This is a genomic window from Escherichia sp. E2748 (assembly GCF_005781125.1).
In the GTDB taxonomy this organism is placed as follows: Bacteria; Pseudomonadota; Gammaproteobacteria; order Enterobacterales; family Enterobacteriaceae; genus Escherichia.
Genome location: NZ_VATP01000001.1, coordinates 618,144 through 636,131, shown reverse-complemented (window position 1 = coordinate 636,131; position 17,988 = coordinate 618,144). Strand labels below are relative to the sequence as shown.

17 protein-coding genes are annotated in these 17,988 nt (G+C 52.0%); 1 reads left to right on the top strand and 16 read right to left on the bottom strand.

Annotated features, from left to right (window positions below):
- Positions 1-17 precede the first annotated feature (17 nt).
- From FEK42_RS03005 to FEK42_RS02995, 3 genes are all read right to left on the bottom strand, one after another.
- Positions 18-1,118, bottom strand: coding sequence for a NapC/NirT family cytochrome c (locus tag FEK42_RS03005; RefSeq protein WP_130208501.1), 1,101 nt, complete (start codon positions 1,116-1,118; stop codon positions 18-20).
- Between the two features lie 387 nt (positions 1,119-1,505).
- Positions 1,506-2,252, bottom strand: coding sequence for a copper homeostasis protein CutC (gene cutC / locus FEK42_RS03000; RefSeq protein ID WP_138211734.1), 747 nt, complete (start codon positions 2,250-2,252; stop codon positions 1,506-1,508).
- Between the two features lie 13 nt (positions 2,253-2,265).
- Positions 2,266-2,832, bottom strand: coding sequence for a VOC family protein (locus tag FEK42_RS02995; protein WP_135491479.1), 567 nt, complete (start codon positions 2,830-2,832; stop codon positions 2,266-2,268).
- Between the two features lie 215 nt (positions 2,833-3,047).
- Between FEK42_RS02995 and argS the strand changes: the two genes are divergently transcribed.
- Complete coding sequence (argS, locus tag FEK42_RS02990; RefSeq protein WP_130208507.1) at positions 3,048-4,781, top strand: arginine--tRNA ligase; 1,734 nt, start codon at positions 3,048-3,050, stop codon at positions 4,779-4,781.
- A gap of 52 nt (positions 4,782-4,833) precedes the next feature.
- Here the strand turns inward: argS and flhe are convergent, their stop codons facing one another.
- The 13 genes from flhe to motA form a co-directional block, all read right to left on the bottom strand.
- A complete protein-coding gene (gene flhe, locus FEK42_RS02985) occupies positions 4,834-5,229 on the bottom strand; it encodes a flagellar protein FlhE (RefSeq protein WP_130208733.1) in 396 nt (131 codons plus the stop codon).
- Entirely contained in the window at positions 5,229-7,307 is a 2,079-nt protein-coding gene (flhA, locus tag FEK42_RS02980; RefSeq protein ID WP_130259915.1) for a flagellar biosynthesis protein FlhA, read from the bottom strand. Before flhA ends, flhe begins: the two co-directional genes overlap by 1 nt.
- Complete coding sequence (gene flhB, locus FEK42_RS02975) at positions 7,300-8,448, bottom strand: flagellar biosynthesis protein FlhB (protein ID WP_135492722.1); 1,149 nt, start codon at positions 8,446-8,448, stop codon at positions 7,300-7,302. The genes flhA and flhB overlap by 8 nt, the downstream gene beginning before the upstream one ends.
- A gap of 207 nt (positions 8,449-8,655) precedes the next feature.
- On the bottom strand, positions 8,656-9,300 hold the full coding sequence (cheZ, locus tag FEK42_RS02970) for a protein phosphatase CheZ (protein WP_130259916.1): 645 nt from the start codon (positions 9,298-9,300) through the stop codon (positions 8,656-8,658).
- Positions 9,301-9,310: 10 nt separating this feature from the next.
- The gene (gene cheY / locus FEK42_RS02965; RefSeq protein WP_000763855.1) at positions 9,311-9,700 is read right to left on the bottom strand and encodes a chemotaxis response regulator CheY; all 390 of its coding nucleotides are present in this window, start codon (positions 9,698-9,700) and stop codon (positions 9,311-9,313) included.
- A gap of 14 nt (positions 9,701-9,714) precedes the next feature.
- Positions 9,715-10,764 carry a protein-glutamate methylesterase/protein glutamine deamidase gene (gene cheB / locus FEK42_RS02960; protein ID WP_135492723.1) on the bottom strand — a complete coding sequence of 350 codons (1,050 nt, stop codon included), beginning with the start codon at positions 10,762-10,764 and terminating at the stop codon, positions 9,715-9,717.
- Between the two features lie 2 nt (positions 10,765-10,766).
- A complete protein-coding gene (gene cheR / locus FEK42_RS02955; protein WP_138211733.1) occupies positions 10,767-11,627 on the bottom strand; it encodes a protein-glutamate O-methyltransferase CheR in 861 nt (286 codons plus the stop codon).
- The gene (locus FEK42_RS22745) at positions 11,624-11,761 is read right to left on the bottom strand and encodes a hypothetical protein (protein WP_165383289.1); all 138 of its coding nucleotides are present in this window, start codon (positions 11,759-11,761) and stop codon (positions 11,624-11,626) included. The genes cheR and FEK42_RS22745 overlap by 4 nt, the downstream gene beginning before the upstream one ends.
- The gene (gene tar / locus FEK42_RS02950; RefSeq protein WP_135492725.1) at positions 11,761-13,416 is read right to left on the bottom strand and encodes a methyl-accepting chemotaxis protein II; all 1,656 of its coding nucleotides are present in this window, start codon (positions 13,414-13,416) and stop codon (positions 11,761-11,763) included. The genes FEK42_RS22745 and tar overlap by 1 nt, the downstream gene beginning before the upstream one ends.
- 145 nt (positions 13,417-13,561) lie before the next feature.
- Positions 13,562-14,065, bottom strand: coding sequence for a chemotaxis protein CheW (cheW, locus tag FEK42_RS02945; protein WP_130218676.1), 504 nt, complete (start codon positions 14,063-14,065; stop codon positions 13,562-13,564).
- Positions 14,066-14,086: 21 nt separating this feature from the next.
- The gene (gene cheA / locus FEK42_RS02940) at positions 14,087-16,051 is read right to left on the bottom strand and encodes a chemotaxis protein CheA (RefSeq protein WP_135492726.1); all 1,965 of its coding nucleotides are present in this window, start codon (positions 16,049-16,051) and stop codon (positions 14,087-14,089) included.
- Positions 16,052-16,055: 4 nt separating this feature from the next.
- Entirely contained in the window at positions 16,056-16,982 is a 927-nt protein-coding gene (gene motB / locus FEK42_RS02935; protein WP_131161115.1) for a flagellar motor protein MotB, read from the bottom strand.
- Entirely contained in the window at positions 16,979-17,866 is an 888-nt protein-coding gene (motA, locus tag FEK42_RS02930) for a flagellar motor stator protein MotA (RefSeq protein ID WP_130208527.1), read from the bottom strand. The genes motB and motA overlap by 4 nt, the downstream gene beginning before the upstream one ends.
- Between the last annotated feature and the right edge of the window lie 122 nt (positions 17,867-17,988).

The window sequence follows — 17,988 nt, the reverse complement described above, 5'->3', positions numbered from 1 at the left end:
TCCCTGATCTACGAGGATCACTGTTTTTCGGTAATATCTTTGGCGTTGTACTGGAAGTACCGCGTCAAAATGTCCAGTTCGTTTTCGCTCATGCTGGTTCGCGCCCCCATTCCTTTGGCGATAGAGGGCCAGGCATTGACGGTGTAATGGTCAGCGGCAATAGGCGCATGGCAGCCAGCACAATAGGTGTCATCGAGTTTTTCAGCGTATTGCCATAACGGTTTACGATCCGCTAATACGGGATCGATTAGCGCCCCTTGTAATGACGCCTGACGCCATTGATTACCGTATTCGTCAGCCTGCCATTCCCCGTTTACCGTTAGCGCCTTGATACCTTCATCACTTAATGTGGCTAGCGCCAGACGTTGACCTGCCGCCAGGTAGAGCGTGTTTTCACTGCCCTGCATTTGATAACCCTGCAACAGAACGATCGGCTGTTTGCCACTGGCATCAACGACGGTGAGATCGGTACCAGGATTCACAGTGGCCAGTTCGCCTATGTGGGAAGGTTTGAAAGGATAAATATGTGCGCCATTGGTCACAGAAGTGGCAGCCTGACTTTCCAGTTCATGCGCCGCGTTGTCATCCATTTTTATTTCTGGCGGGAAATGGGCAATTCCTTTATGACAATCAATACACGTTTCACCCTCCTTTTGCGCTTTGGTATGCATTTTCTGCGCAGATTCACTTTGCGAGGCAATATCCATCGCATCAAAAGAATGGCAACTACGGCACGTTGCAGAATCCGATGCTTTTAATTCTTTCCATACTGTTTCGGCCATTTCCTGACGATGCGCTTCGAACTTATCGTCACTGTCTATTTTGCCGCTAACAAATTCATGATAAATATCTTTAGATGCTTTTAATTTGGCAAATAAATAATCCATCCCTGACTTTGGAATATGGCAATCGGCACATTCCGCACGTATACCTTTCTGGTTCGCAAAGTGGACAGTTCCCTGATATTCCTCAAAAGGTTTACTCATCGAGTGGCAGGAAAGACAAAATGCTGTATCCGACGTTTTATGTAAGGCTTTTTGCGCAAGCAATAACCCGCCGCCACCAACCACAACCGCTATCAGCAGAAAAAATAACCCAATGCGTTTTTTCCCTCGCATAGATTCCTCTAATTAAATTCCAGGACACCGAAATCATTGTATAAATAAATACACAACGAATTGACTACTTGCTTAATTCGGCACAACACTGCCTGAAATAATCGATAAAGAATATGATTTATTACAATGTAATCATTAATTGCGAAAGAATAACCCAGTCGTTATTTATAATATATATTTGTCAGTTTTAGTAATTTAAATCGCATAATTAATATGAATATATAAAACATTTTAAGCACAACGCTATGCGCACTGTCACCCGTTCTACACATCACAGCAATCGTTCGTTTTTTATACTGCCAGGGAATAAAAAAAGGCCCCTGTTGAAATTGCAGGGGCCTGGTACGAGCAAGCATCATATTGGGCGACATGATGCAACGGTAAAAATCATTTGGCCTGATGGCGTTCAATGATTCCTTTCATTTCAGCAACCGCCGCCCCGTCTACGACATAACGCGAATACTCGTCCGCGTGTGCATCTGATGACATGGACAATCCTTGATTACGATAACGCATCGGTGAGGCTTGCCACGCTCCCGCGGAGCTATGGACTTCCAGCACTCCGGCATCGAGGAAGTGGTGCAGGTTTTCTGCGCGAACTCCTGCTCCGGCCATGATGATTGGAGTATCACCATAGGCAATAAGTTCCATAATTTTTGATAAACCTTGCAGAGCGTCTGATTTTTGCCCGGAAGTCAGTACCCGGGCAATGCCCAATTTCGCAAGATTATTCATTGTATTTAATGGGTTAGCACACATATCGAAGGCACGATGAAAAGTCACGGCCAACGGACCGGCAGCAGACATTATTTTTTTCATTCGTAGCATATCGACATTACCGTCAACATCAAGAACGCCCGTCACCAGTCCCGGAAAGCCTAATTCGCGGACAGTACGAACATCCTCAAGAATGGCGGCAAACTCGCCGTCGCTGTAGCAAAAATCACCACCGCGCGGGCGGATGATCGGATGTACGGGAATCGTTATCTGCTGACGCACGGATTTAAGCACGCCCAGCGACGGCGTTAAGCCCCCTTCTTTCGGTGCCGCACACAATTCAATTCTGTCAGCGCCATTTTGCTGCGCCGTTAGTGCGCACTCCATGCTGTAACAGCAAATTTCCAGTAATGCCATTTTTGCTCCTTAATTACGCCGACTGCTCGCTGGCGACGATCTCTTCAATGGACCACGGATGAAACTTAATGGTTGTTCTGCCATCGGTCACCGCCAGCGTCGGATTCGGTAATCGCTCATGCTCACCTTTTGGCGAACTGGTTTTAACTGAAATCCCCGGCAGGCTGAGTCCTTCATCAGAAAACAACGCCAGCGCACGGGCATTCAGCGTTTCTGGCTCGCCCGGCAGAACGATTTCAATATGTTCCCAACCTTCGTGCGGGTAACGTTTTTCCCCGGGCCACGGTAGCTCAACAATGGAAAACTGCCAGTGAGCAACCTGTACCGGCTCATGCAATTTAAACAAACAAATCGGCCTGCCATTGATCATATTTTCTGACAGGAGTTCACCGCACTGTTCAAACCCGCGACGCCAGCGTTCAGCGGTGGCGTTTTGATGGCAACGCAAAGAAATGTGATCGGCATTCAGCGGAGTGATATCCAGCCCCAGACGGCGGGAAAGTTCATCTAATGCGTGGGTAAATCGCGGTAAATCCGATGCAATATCCTGCAGCTCGTCGATAGATTGCCAGTTCGCCATAATCACTCTTCGTCTTTCAGTAAAAGCGTTAATTTACCCTGTTGCCCTGCGCCAACCAACCGCTGATTTCACGCCGCTTCTGATGCAATAGTGAAAACGGCAATACGCCGCGCGCACGTTGCTGACGAAAACAGCCATTTGCAGTATACTCCCGCCCTAATTTCTTTAACTGGTGCGGGCAATTTTTGCTCGCTTCATCAATGTAAGGTATTCCGGTGAATATTCAGGCTCTTCTCTCAGAAAAAGTCCGTCAGGCCATGATTGCGGCAGGCGCGCCTGCGGATTGCGAACCGCAGGTTCGTCAGTCAGCAAAAGTTCAGTTCGGCGACTATCAGGCTAACGGCATGATGGCAGTTGCTAAAAAACTGGGTATGGCACCGCGACAATTAGCAGAGCAGGTGCTGACTCATCTGGATCTTAACGGTATCGCCAGCAAAGTTGAGATCGCCGGTCCAGGCTTTATCAACATTTTCCTTGATCCGGCATTCCTGGCTGAACATGTTCAGCAGGCGCTGGCGTCAGATCGTCTCGGTGTTGCTACGCCAGAAAAACAGACCATTGTGGTTGACTACTCCGCACCGAACGTGGCGAAAGAGATGCACGTCGGTCACCTGCGCTCTACCATTATTGGTGACGCGGCAGTGCGTACTCTGGAGTTCCTCGGTCATAAAGTGATTCGCGCGAACCACGTCGGCGACTGGGGTACTCAGTTCGGTATGCTGATTGCGTGGCTGGAAAAACAGCAGCAGGAAAACGCCGGTGAAATGGAACTGGCTGACCTTGAAGGTTTCTACCGCGATGCGAAAAAGCATTACGATGAAGATGAAGAGTTCGCCGAGCGCGCACGTAACTACGTGGTAAAACTGCAAAGCGGTGACGAATACTTCCGCGAGATGTGGCGCAAACTGGTCGACATCACCATGACGCAGAACCAGATCACCTACGATCGTCTGAACGTGACGCTGACCCGCGATGACGTGATGGGCGAAAGCCTCTACAACCCGATGCTGCCGGGTATCGTAGCGGACCTGAAAGCCAAAGGTCTGGCAGTAGAAAGCGAAGGCGCAACCGTCGTATTCCTTGATGAGTTCAAAAACAAGGAAGGCGAACCGATGGGCGTGATCATTCAGAAGAAAGATGGCGGCTATCTTTACACCACTACTGATATCGCCTGTGCGAAATATCGTTATGAAACACTGCATGCCGATCGCGTGCTGTATTACATCGACTCCCGTCAGCATCAACACCTGATGCAGGCATGGGCGATCGTCCGCAAAGCAGGCTATGTGCCGGAATCCGTACCGCTGGAACACCACATGTTCGGCATGATGCTGGGCAAAGACGGCAAACCGTTCAAAACCCGCGCGGGCGGTACGGTGAAACTGGCCGATCTGCTGGATGAAGCACTGGAGCGTGCACGTCGTCTGGTGGCAGAAAAGAACCCGGATATGCCAGCTGACGAGCTGGAAAAACTGGCCAATGCGGTGGGTATCGGCGCGGTGAAATACGCGGATCTCTCCAAAAACCGTACTACCGACTACATCTTCGACTGGGACAACATGCTGGCGTTTGAGGGTAATACCGCGCCATACATGCAGTATGCTTACACGCGTGTTTTGTCTGTGTTCCGTAAAGCAGAAATTAACGAAGAGCAACTGGCTTCAGCTCCGGTAATCATCCGTGAAGATCGTGAAGCGCAACTGGCTGCTCGTCTGCTGCAGTTTGAAGAAACCCTCACCGTGGTTGCCCGTGAAGGCACGCCGCACGTGATGTGTGCTTACCTGTACGATCTGGCTGGTCTGTTCTCTGGCTTCTACGAGCACTGCCCGATCCTCAGCGCAGAAAACGAAGAAGTGCGTAACAGCCGTCTGAAACTGGCACAACTGACGGCGAAGACGCTGAAGCTGGGTCTGGATACGCTGGGTATTGAGACTGTAGAGCGTATGTAATCGCGTTATGTGTCAAAGGCCGATGTCGCAGTTACGGACATCGGCTTTTTTATCACCGCCGATAATTCACAATCACTTCATTACGTTGTACTTTCAGCGGCGGAATTAACCGCCCACCGCCAGGCACTTCCCAGATAAAGCGCAATGGTTCTGCTGCCGCTATACCGGAAAAGGCCACGGTGGTTCCGCTCTGCCCCTCTAATTCGACACAACGAGATTGTGAGCATAAACGTACCCGCAGTCCCGCGGGGGTCGGACCGATAAGCTGATAACGCCACGCCACCAGCGTCATCAATCCTGAAACAGGTTGTCGCGAAGAAAGAGGCGCAGAAGACATCGACTCACCGCGATGATTTAGCGTAATTCCGACACTACTTGCCTGCCACATCCCCTCCCCGGCGGCTTGCGCAATCACCGGAAACAACAGCATAGCCAATAAGGTTCTCATTATTTACCGCCAATTGTCGCCGTCATGCGGATATGTCGGTTATCAGATAGTTCCAGATTCGACAGCACCACTAACTGCGGCAAGCTGCGGCGCAGGAAGCGAGACAATAGTGGTCGCAGCGCGTGGTTCACCAACAATACAGGCGGCGCACCCAACATCTCCTGACGGGATAGCGCTTCCTGGGTTTGCACCAGTAGACGATCCGCCAGCCCTGGTTCCAGTCCGCCCCCGCCCTGCAACGCCTGTAGTAACAAACGTTCCAGCGGCGTGTCGAGGCCAATAACATGGACTTCATCTTTGCCGGGAAACCACTGCTGGGTTATCGCCCGTCCCAACGCCACGCGCACGACGGCGGTTAATTCATGCGGATCGCTCTGAATGGGCGCATGCTCCGCCAGCGCTTCGAGAATGGTACGCATGTCGCGAATAGGCACTTTTTCATCGAGCAGATTTTGCAGCACTTTATGTAGCGTGGTGAGCGTGACGACGCCAGGAACGAGATCTTCCGTCAGCTTTGGCATCTCCTGGGCGACGCGATCCAGCAATTGTTGCGCCTCCTGGCGACCAAACAACTCTGCGGCGTGCTGGCTAATGAGATGGTTAAGATGCGTTGCCACCACTGTGCTGGCCTCAACCACGGTGTACCCCTGAATCTGCGCCTGTTCTTTTAGCGCACTTTCGATCCAGATAGCGTTCAGACCAAAAGCCGGATCGACGGTCGCTTCACCAGGTAACGTCCCGGCAGCGGTACCCGGGTTAATTGCCAGCCAGCGCCCCGGATAAGCATCGCCACTGCCAATCTCTACGCCTTTCATCAAAATACGATAACGTGCCGGTTGCAGATCCATATTGTCGCGAATGTGCACCACCGGCGGCAGGAAGCCCATTTCCTGAGCAAATTTTTTACGAATACTACGAATACGGCCCAGCAACTCGCCATCTTGTTGGAAATCAACCATCGGGATCAGTCGATAGCCCACTTCCATTCCCAGAGAATCTTCCAGTTGCACATCATTCCACGTTGCTTCGACTACAGCATTATTCTCTGCCATTTTTACCGGTTTTGGTTCGGCAGGCGCTTTTTGATCGCGTCCGCGGATCCACCAGGCCAGCCCGAGCAATCCCGCCGTGAACAGCAAAAATACCAGGTTCGGCATTCCAGGCACCAGCCCGAGTAAACCGAGCACGGCGGCGCTTAACAACATAACGCTTGGATTACTGAAAAGCTGATTCACCATCTGCTCGCCAACATCCTGATCGGTGCTGACACGCGTAACGATGACCCCCGCGGCGGTAGAAATCACCAGTGCCGGGATTTGAGCCACCAGACCGTCGCCAATGGTCAATAGCGTATAACTTTCCGCCGCGTGTCCCATGCTCATGCCATGTTGCAGCACACCGACCAGCAATCCGCCGACAACGTTAATGACCATGATGAGGATCCCGGCAATGGCATCGCCGCGAACAAACTTACTTGCCCCGTCCATTGAGCCGTAAAAGTCGGCTTCCTGAGTCACTTCGGAGCGGCGTTTTTTCGCCTCATCTTCACCAATCAATCCGGCGTTCAGGTCAGCGTCAATCGCCATCTGCTTACCCGGCATACCATCGAGAACAAAGCGCGCGCCCACTTCCGCGATACGCCCAGCACCTTTGGTAATGACCATAAAGTTGATGATCACGAGAATGACGAACACCACGATACCGATAGCGAAATTGCCACCAACGAGGAAGTGACCGAACGCTTCGACCACCTTCCCAGCCGCCGCCGCGCCGGTATGCCCTTCCATCAAAATAATACGGGTTGAAGCTACGTTAAGAGCCAGACGCAACAGCGTGGTGAACAGTAAGATTGTCGGAAACGCAGCAAACTCAAGCGTGCGCTGGGTAAACATCGCCACCAGCAACACCATGATCGACAACGCGATATTAAAGGTAAACAACAGGTCGAGTATGAATGCGGGCAGTGGCAGCACCATCATCGACAAGATCAACAGGATCAAAATCGGTCCGGCAAGGATCTGCCATTGTGTCGATTTCAGATTTGCAGGCAGGCGCAGCATCGCGGCCAGATTACTCATGGGTCGGTTTCTCGTTAATAAAATCCAGGGCTTCCGGCACCGGAAGATGAGTTGGTTGTACAGGGCGCTGTCCACCAGCCAGACGCCAACGTTTCAGTTGCCAGACCCAGGCCAGCACTTCCGCTACGGAGGCATAGAGTTGACCAGGTATTTGTTGACCGATTTCAGCATGTCGATACAGCGCACGCGCCAGCGGAGGCGCTTCGAGGGTCGGGACGTTATTTTCAGCGGCTATTTCACGAATGCGTAATGCCACCAGCCCCGCGCCCTTGGCAACGACTTTTGGCGCACTCATTTTGTTTTCGTCGTACTGCAAAGCCACTGAGTAGTGAGTTGGGTTATTGACGATAACGTCCGCTTTCGGCACATCGGCCATCATCCGCCGCCGCGCCGCAGCTCGCTGCATCTGACGGATTCGCCCTTTGACATGAGGGTCGCCTTCACTTTGTTTGAACTCATCACGAATATCCTGCCGTGACATACGCAGCTTTTTCAGGTGGCTGAAGATTTGGAAAAAGACGTCAAATCCCACCATCGGAATAACGCCAAGCACCACCAACAACGCGCATAGCCCAACCAGATCCATGGCGTTTCCCATGGCGGTAATCGGAGACTCGGCCATTAAGCGCATCATCTGCGGCCAGTGGTGCCAGAGATAAAACCCCGTCACACTGCCGACCAGGATGGATTTCAGTATCGCTTTCAGCAACTCCGCGCCAGTCTGTGCCGAGAACATCCGTTTAATGCCCGGTAGCGGGTTGAGTTTGGAAAACTTCGGCTGCAAGGATTTGCCGCTAAATACCAGCCCACCTAGCATCACCGGAGAAATGAGCGCCACCAGCACCACGCCGCTAATCAGCGGCAGCAGCGCCAGCATGGCTTCTCTGATCAGCAAAATAATCTGCCCGAGGATCAGGTTCGGGTCATTGATAATACTGTGATCAAAATGCAATCCCGCGGAGAGCATGCCCGACAATCGACGAGCCAGCGACACACCGCCAAACCAGATAACACACACGCCCACTAACAAAATCAGCAGCGACGTTAATTCACGGGAACGCGGGATTTGCCCCTCTTCCCGCGCTTTTTCAAGTCGGTGAGGTGTGGGGGCTTCTGTTTTGTCGTCGCTCTCGTCAGACACGTCGCCAATCCTGGAAAGAGTAATAAGCGTGAATGATGCCAGAGCGCAAAGCGTTCAATGGTTTGAGTAAGGGGTAAAAAAGGCGGGATTTAGGGCTTTTGCCACAGCACATCAGGCATGGTGACATGTTTGTCGGGTACGGCGTAAACGCCTTATCCAACCTTGAAGATCGATGTGACGCGGCCGCGTCACATCAGGCAATACAAATCAGAATCCAAGGCTATCCAACAAATCGTCGACCTGGTCCTGACTGGCTACCACACCGGCTTTGCTGGTATCTACCTGTGGTCCATTCAGCAAACTCTGGCTTTCACGTTTCGGACGTGCATCCTGTTCCGGGATATTTTCCAGCAGCACCATTAGCAACTGGCGTTCAATCTCCTGAATGACATCCATCATTCGTTTAATGACCTGCCCGGTGAGGTCCTGAAAATCCTGCGCCATCATGATTTCCAGCAACTGCGCATTGGTAAAACGGGTATGCGTCGGCACATCCGCCAGAAATTGCCGTGTATCGGTCACCAGTTCGCGAGCGTCGGCAAGGTCAATGGGATCGGCAAACCAGTCATCCCAGCGTTGGGTTAACGCTTTTGCTAATTTCTCCATGTGATCCTGATGCGGTTGTGAAGCCTCAACACTGTTGAGCGCCCTTTCCGCAGCCTGGGCAGTCATCTGCACAACGTAGTACAAACGATCGCGGGCATCGGGGATGGCTTCCGCCGCTTCTGCAATGGCCTGGTCCAGCCCCAGCTCCCGCAGACTATCGCGCAGCATACGCGTCAGGCTGCCGATGCGTGCAATGATATCGCCAGCAGAATTTTCATCAGCAGGTTTAATTGATGGTTGCATCATAGTCGCATCCTCACATGCCCAGTTTCTCAAAGATTTTGTTGAGTTTTTCCTCCAGCGTCGCGGCGGTAAATGGCTTAACCACGTAGCCACTGGCCCCCGCTTGTGCTGCGGCAATAATGTTTTCTTTCTTCGCTTCTGCAGTCACCATTAACACCGGCAATGCTGACATCGCGCCATCAGCACGAATCGTTTTCAGCAACTCCAGGCCATCCATGTTTGGCATATTCCAGTCGGAGATAACAAAACCATATCCTCCCGCCTGCAACTTATTGAGAGCATCGGCGCCATCCTCCGCTTCCTCAACATTATTAAATCCAAGCTCTTTCAGCAGGTTACGCACGATGCGTCGCATGGTGGAAAAGTCATCCACAACCAAAAATTTAAGCTCTTTATCCGCCATCTCACACTCCTGATTTAAATACGTATCGCCTGTCCGGCACTGATTTTTGCCAGCATTTGCTGGCTTATCTGGCTAAGATCGACCACTTCGCAGACGCCACCCATATTGATGGCCTCGCGCGGCATGCCGAACACCACGCTGCTTGCTTCATTTTGCGCAAGAGTCCATGCCCCCGCCTGACGCATTGCTAACATTCCCGTCGCGCCGTCGTTGCCCATGCCCGTCAGGATCACCCCAACCGCATTACGCCCCGCCTGTTTGGCCACAGAATGGAACAACACATCTACCGATGGCCGATGGCGATTAACCGCCGGACCATCGTGAATTTTGATTTGATAATTCGCGCCGCTACGCGCCAGTTCCATATGCCGATCGCCCGGGGCGATATAGGCATGCCCCGGCAAGACGCGTTCTCCGTCCTCGGCTTCTTTCACGCCGATTTGGCACAGCTTATTAAGTCTGTCGGCAAAAGAGCGGGTAAAACCGGGCGGCATATGCTGGGTAATTAACAGTGCCGGGCTGGAAAGCGGCAACGGTTGCAATACGTGACGAATCGCCTCAGTTCCCCCCGTTGAGGCGCCAATCGCAATCAGCTTTTCTGAACTCAAGAGCGGTCCGGTCTTCAGCGTTGTCGGTGCCGATAACGGTTTATGCGCAGTAAGGCTCGCCCTTGCTGCCGTACGCACCTTTTCGGCAATCATTTCGCTATACGCCAGCATTCCTTCGCGGATCCCCAGTTGCGGTTTGGTGACAAAATCTATCGCCCCCAACTCCAGAGCACGCAGCGTGACTTCGGAACCTTTGCCTGTCAGAGAAGAAACCATCACTACTGGCATCGGTCGCAAACGCATTAATTTTTCGAGGAAATCCAGTCCGTCCATACGCGGCATTTCGACGTCCAGCGTCAGCACATCAGGGTTGAATTTCTTAATCAAATCACGCGCGACCAGAGGATCGGGAGCCGTCGCTACCATTTCCATGTCACTATGACTATTGATGATTTCTGTCATTATCTGGCGCATCAGTGCCGAGTCATCGACCGACAACACCCTGATTTTGCTCATCGTTAATCCTTACTTAGCGCATACACCGTCTGTCCACGCAATGTGAAGCTGCGCTCAAGGTGGCTAAAGTTTTCAGAGTGACCCGCAAACAATAATCCGTCGGGTTTAAGCAGCGGTACAAAGCGGCGCAAAATCTCCTGCTGGGTCGCTTGATCGAAGTAGATCATGACGTTACGACAGAAGATCGCATCGAACGGCCCCGGCGCAGCGTACTGTTTCGCCAGCAAATTCAGCGGGGAAAAATCGATGTAGTTCGCCAGTGCCTGACGCACACGCACCAGCCCTTGGTGCGGCCCCGTACCGCGCATGAAGTAGCGCTGGAGTTGTTGCGGCGTCAGGTTTTTCAGCTCTTCATGGCGATAAATGCCGCTTCTGGCTTTCTCCAGCACTTCGGTGTCGATATCGCTGGCGAACACTTTCCAGCGTCCGGGCGCGGTGCCCAGCGTGTCCGCCAGCGTCATCGCAATGCTGTAGGGTTCTTCACCTGTCGATGCTGCCGCACTCCATACGCGATACTCGCCAGAGCTGTGGCGGGCGTGCTCCGCGAGCAATGGGAAATGATGCCCCTCGCGGAAAAATGCCGTCAGGTTTGTGGTCAGCGAATTAATAAACGCCTGCCACTCGCCGCTGTGCTGATTAGATTCCAGTAAATTCAGATAATGGCCGAAGTCTGCAAGCCCCAGCGAGCGCAAACGGCGCACCAGGCGGTTGTAAACCATGTCGCGTTTGTGGTCCGCCAGGACTATCCCCGCACGTTGATAGATCAATTGACTTATCCGCCGAAAATGCGTGTCGGAAAGCGCCAGGCGCTCGGTCATCTGTAACAATAAAGACGTTTGCCCGCAGGGCAGAGATGATGTCATAGCGCCTTCTCAGTCACTTCAGGAAACCACTGATTCACCCGTTGTGCCGTTGCCGCCGCTTCTTCTGCCAGTGCGACGTTTTGTTGCATCACCTGATCCATTTGGCTGAAATGACCGAGTGAGTAAATACTCATCAAAATGTTTCCCAGTTTGGATCTTGTTCAGTAATACGCAGTCGCGGCTGTGCGGGTGGTTGTTCAGTGGTTGGACGGGATTGTGGTTTATTCGTTTGCGAGCTTGCAGCCAGACGGAATGTGGAAACTGCTTGCGTTAAACGGCTGGCCTGCTCTTCAAGGGCCGCCGCCGCCGCGGCAGACTCCTGCACCAGCGATGCGTTTTGTTGGGTGACGCGATCCATTTCCGACACTGCCAACGCCACTTGATCGATACCGCGACTCTGTTCATCCGATGCAGAGGCAATCTCGCCCATAATGTTGGTAACACGGGTGACGGCATTGACAATATTCGTCATGGTTTCCCCGGCACTTTCTACCAGCACCGAACCGGTATCAACGCGGGAGGCGGAATCTTCAATCAGCGCTTTGATCTCTTTTGCCGCCTGGGCGCTGCGACTGGCGAGATTACGCACTTCGCCCGCCACCACGGCAAAACCACGCCCCTGTTCCCCTGCTCGGGCGGCTTCAACAGCCGCGTTCAGTGCCAGGATATTGGTCTGGAAAGCAATGCCATCAATAACGCTAATAATGTCAGCAATTTTCTGCGAACTGTCGGCAATTTCGTGCATGGTTTTCACCACACCGTCCACGACTTTGCCACCATGCTGAGCAGTATCGGAGGCACTTTGCGCCAGTTGCGAGGCTTGACGGGCGTTATCGGCGTTCTGTTTCACTGTTGCTGTGAGCTGTTCCATGCTGGCGGCCGTTTCTTCCAGCGCCGATGCCTGCTGTTCAGTACGGGAGGAAAGATCGGTATTCCCCGCAGCAATCTCACGAGTACCAGCATAGATAGCGTCTGAACCTTCTCGCACATGGTTGACCGTGTCAGTCAGAGAGCGTTGCATATGTGAAACGCTCTGTGCCAGGTCGCCCATTTCGCTGCGGCCAGCAATGCTGAGGGTATGCGCCAGATTGCCACCAGCAATTTCCCGGATGTGAGAAATGATCTTCGCTAACGGGTTAAGTAGCATGCGGCGGATGCCGTACCACGCCACCAGCAGAATCAATACCACCACCAGCGCGATAACCGCCAGTTGCCACTGGGCAAATCGGTAATCATCCGCGTTGTCAGTGACGATATCTTGATACCGTTTTTCACTACTGAGGGCGTACTGGGCAAAGGCTTCGCCCATCGCATTTTGCATTCCCTGGGTTGGCTGAGCGAAATAGGCTCCGGTATTGCCATAATCAAGATAACCAATCAGTTCTGTTAATGCTGTGTGATAGTTTTTATATTTTTCGTCGATATTATGACTGGTAGCGACCATTTCAGGTAACGGTGCCATGATTTTGAATTTTTTATAATGGATTGCAGCCTGGGCCAATGTTTTCCTGGCGCTATCAAGCAATTCAACTTTAGCGTTACTTTGTTGATTGGATGAATCCATCATCATCCGCACCGCTGAACGACTCAGGTTAATGCGCGTTTGCAGCATTAAATCCCAGGTTGAGGTCAGCTCGCTTTGTTGTTCCCGTAATTGATTGGAAACCACAAAACTTTTCTGGCTATGGTGAAGAGAAGAAAAAAACAGACTTCCGGAAATAAGCTGTAACAGTGCGAATACCCCCAGCACCATTACCAACAGCGTGACTACGCGGATACGGTTAATCATAAGGCACCTTCCTGAAAACAAGTTGGTTTCGTTATCGGCAGGAAGGAGGGAAACTTTATTTCTGATGCCAGTCATGGCGATATTAAAATGAAAAACCCAATGCGCAGGGCATCGGGCTCATTTCATTTGAGTACGGCGGGATAAATTATGCGACTTCTGATGCCGTGCTATCCAACAGCGCCATCTCTTCGCTATTCAGCAGTTTTTCGATATTAACCAGAATTAGCATGCGATCGCCCAGCGCACCCAGGCCGGTGAGGTATTCTGTGGAAAGCGTCACAGCAAATTCCGGTGCCGGGCGAATTTGTTCCGTCGTCAACGAAAGAACATCTGAAACGCCATCTACCACAATGCCGACCACCCGCTGCCCAAGATTCAGAACGATAACCACCGTGTTATCGTTGTACTCCACATCCACCTGGCTGAACTTAATACGCAAATCAATAATTGGCACAATCACGCCGCGCAGATTAGTGACGCCTTTGATAAACGCGGGTGTATTGGCAATCCGCGTAACCTGATCGTAGCCACGGATCTCCTGCACTTTCAGAATATCGATGCCGTACTCTTCGTCACCGAGGGTAAATACCAGAAACTCCTGGCCTGACGGTTCGCTGGCCAGCTTTGTTACATTTGTCATACCGGTCATATTTATTCCCTTTTTACTCAATCAGGCGGCGGTATTCGCCATACGTTGTTCGCGGTTTATCGCCTGCAAGGCGGAGACATCAACAATCAGTGCCACGCTGCCGTCGCCAAGAATGGTTGCAGCAGAAATGCCAGGGACTTTGCGATAGTTACTTTCAAGGTTTTTAACCACCACCTGATGTTGACCAATTAACTGATCCACCAGCAAGGCGTAGCGGCGACCGCCACTTTGCAGAATGACAACAATCCCCTGTGTAGCTTCGGTTTTCGCGCCTGCGACGTTGAACACTTTCCACAGTTCGACGATGGGCAGATATTCACCACGCACTTCCAGTACTCGCTCGCCGCCTGCCAGTGGATGGAGATCGGCTTCACGAGGTTGTAGCGATTCCATGACGGCGTTAAGCGGCAGAATGAAAACTTCGTCAGCAACGCGTACGGACATGCCATCGAGGATCGCCAGCGTTAGCGGCAGTAAAATGCGGATTGTGGTGCCAACGCCCTGCTTCGACTGGATTTCAACGTGGCCCCCCATCTCCTGGATATTACGTTTGACGACATCCATGCCGACGCCGCGCCCGGAGACATCGGTGACCTGCTCCGCCGTGGAAAAACCAGGGGCGAATATCAACATCGCCACTTCGTCGTCAGTCATGTTGTCGCTAACGCTCAGACCTTGCGAGGCGGCTTTTGCCAGAATCCGCTCTCGATTAAGCCCCGCGCCATCGTCGGTCACTTCGATGCAGATGTTGCCGCCCTGGTGTTCAGCAGACAGGATTAAATTTCCAACGCTATCTTTGCCCGTAGCAAGTCGTTTTTCTGGCAGTTCAATACCGTGGTCGAGGCTATTGCGTACCAGGTGGGTCAGAGGATCGATAATGCGTTCTATCAGACTCTTGTCGAGTTCGGTGGAACTGCCCACCAGCGTCAGTTCCACCTGTTTGCCAAGTTTACCCGCCAGGTCGCGCACCAGCCGGGGATAGCGGCTAAAGACATATTCCATTGGCATCATGCGAATCGACATCACTGATTCCTGCAAATCGCGGGCGTTACGTTGTAACTGCCCCATGCTGGTAATCAAATCCCCATGATTCACCGGGTCCAGTTCACTGGAGCGCTGGGCCAGCATCGACTGAGTAATCACCAGTTCGCCAACGAGGTTAATCAGCTGATCAACCTTCTCAACCGCCACGCGGATGCTGCTAGATTCGCTACCGCGCGACGTTTTTTCCCGTTCCACTCGCCCTGCTGGTGCTTGTTCGGCTGCCAGTTTAAGTACCGGTGGCGGGGATATTTTGGGCGCGGACTCTACTGTTTCGAAGGTAATCTGATCGGCCTCAATCACAAAACAGAGCACCGCTTTGATGTCATCTTCGGCGATGTCGCCCGGTAATATTGCCGAGAGAGAATCCGCCCCCTTCACCACATCAGTTAACGTTGTCAAATGACCCAGCTCTTCTTCCAGGAGATCGACTTCTCCCGCCTTCAGACGCGAAAGTAGAATTCGTCGCGGCGACTCACTGTTACCCAGTTCATCTTGCGGTTCACTTTTGGCAACCACACTTAACCGGGCCATGGCGGGTGTCGATTCGCCTTTCGCTTCTATTGCCAGTTGACGTAAGGCCTGGCAGATATAGTCAAAGCTGGCGGCATCCGGCTCTTGCGACTGTTTATAAGCGTCGAGCTGTTCCTGCATGATGTCCTTCGTTTCCAAAAACAGATTGATAATGTCGGTGTTAAGCAGCATTTCACCGCGTCTGGCTTCGTCGAGCAGGTTTTCCATCAGATGCGTGGTTTCCTGCAATACGCTAAAGCCAAAGGTTCCCGCCCCTCCTTTGATGGAGTGGGCCGCACGAAAGATGGCATTCAATTGTTCGGCATCTGGCGCTTCTGGCTGTAAATTCAGCAGATGCTGCTCCATATCGGCCAACAGTTCGTCCGCTTCATCAAAAAATGTCTGGTAAAAATCGCTTATATCCATGCTCACGCTGTCACCTCGATTCGGCTGATGGCATTGTGGAAACACTGACCTGCGGTGTTACCCCAGGTTTTTCCAGGACGCTTACCGGCTCATTCTGGCTTTCGGCGTTTTCATGCAAAATGGCCTGTTCGGCTTGTTTATTCAGTACCAACAGACTGATTCGACGATTAACGGCATCATCCGGGCCGCGATCGCTTAAGCGCATGGTCGCCGCCATGCCGACAACGCGTAAAATTTTGCCATCAGCCAGACTTCCCACCATTAGCTCACGGCGCGACGCATTGGCGCGTTCAGTGGAAAGCTCCCAGTTGCTGTAACCTTTCTCACCATTGGCGTAAGGGAAATCATCGGTATGACCGGAAAGGCTGATACGGTTAGGAATACCGTTCAGCACCGGCGCAATGGCGCGCAGAATATCGCGCATATAGGGCTCGACATCAGCACTACCAGTTTTAAACATCGGGCGATTCTGGCTATCAATTATCTGGATACGTAAACCTTCCTGTACCAGATCGATTTTGAGATGTGGACGCATCGCCCGTAGTTTCGGGTCTGATTCAATAAGCTGGTCGAGATCGCCACGCAATTTCCGCAGCCGACTTTGCTCCATGCGTTTTTTAAGTTCTTCAATGTTCGGCTGCTTATTCACTTCCCCCTGGCTTTGGGTGAAATCATCACCGCCGCCGGGAATTGGGCTTTCGCTATTAGAAATTCGATCGCCGCCCGTTACCGCTGTCGCCAGCGGCGTACGGAAGTATTCCGCAATCTGAATCAGCTCTTTTGGGCTGGAGATGGAGATAAGCCACATCACCAGAAAAAAAGCCATCATCGCGGTCATAAAGTCAGCATAAGCAATCTTCCACGAACCATGTGCTGCGCCGTGGGATTTCGCTTTGCGTCGTTTGACGACAATAATCGGATGCGCTTGATTCTTCATGCTTCCTCGGTTGTCGTCTGCTGTTGCGGATTTTTCACCGCGCGCACATGCTCTTCCAGTTCAACAAATGACGGACGTTCACTGGAATAGAGCGTTTTGCGACCAAATTCAACGGCGATAGGCGGTGCGTAACCGTTCAGATTAGAAAGCAGTGTGACTTTGACGCACTGCATCATTTTGCTGGTTTCGGCGCTTTTCTGGCGCAAAACACTCGCTAACGGGGAAATAAATCCGTAAGCCAATAAGATACCGAGGAAAGTCCCCACCATCGCATGTGCGATGAGCGCCCCCAATTCGGCAGCAGGACGATCGGCTGATCCTAATGCGTGCACCACTCCCATTACGGCCGCAACAATCCCAAACGCAGGAAGAGAGTCTCCGACCAACGCCAGGCTGTTCGCCGGGACTTCCGCCTCGTTTTCGTGCGTTTCTATCTCTTCGTCCATCAGGGCTTCAATTTCGAAGGTATTCATGTGGCCGCTGATAATCAGACGCAGATAATCGACGATAAAATCCAGCATAACGGCATCCGCGAGGATGCGCGGATAACTGGCGAAGATCTCGCTCTCTCGTGGATTTTCAATATCGCGTTCCAGTGAGAACATGCCCATTTGCCGCGATTTCGCCATCAGACGGTAAAGCAACGCCAGCAAATCCATATACATTGCTTTGGTATATTTAGAGCGACGAAACAACAATGGCAGCGCCTTTAGCGTACCTTTGATTGCTTTGCCATTATTGCCGACGATAAACGACCCAATGCCTGCACCGGCAATAATCACCAGTTCAGCGGGTTGATAGAGTGCTCCAAGGCTTCCACCGGTCATCAAATAACCGCCGAAAACTGTACCGAGAACAACCAGGTAACCTAATAAGATAAGCACGACATCATCCTTTCACTGTTGACCATGACAGGATGTTCAGTCGGCAGACGTTACCTTACGGCTGGAGAAAAATAAGCAGCGGTAATTAATTACCGCTGCTGGAGTGTTTCGCCACACCGTAT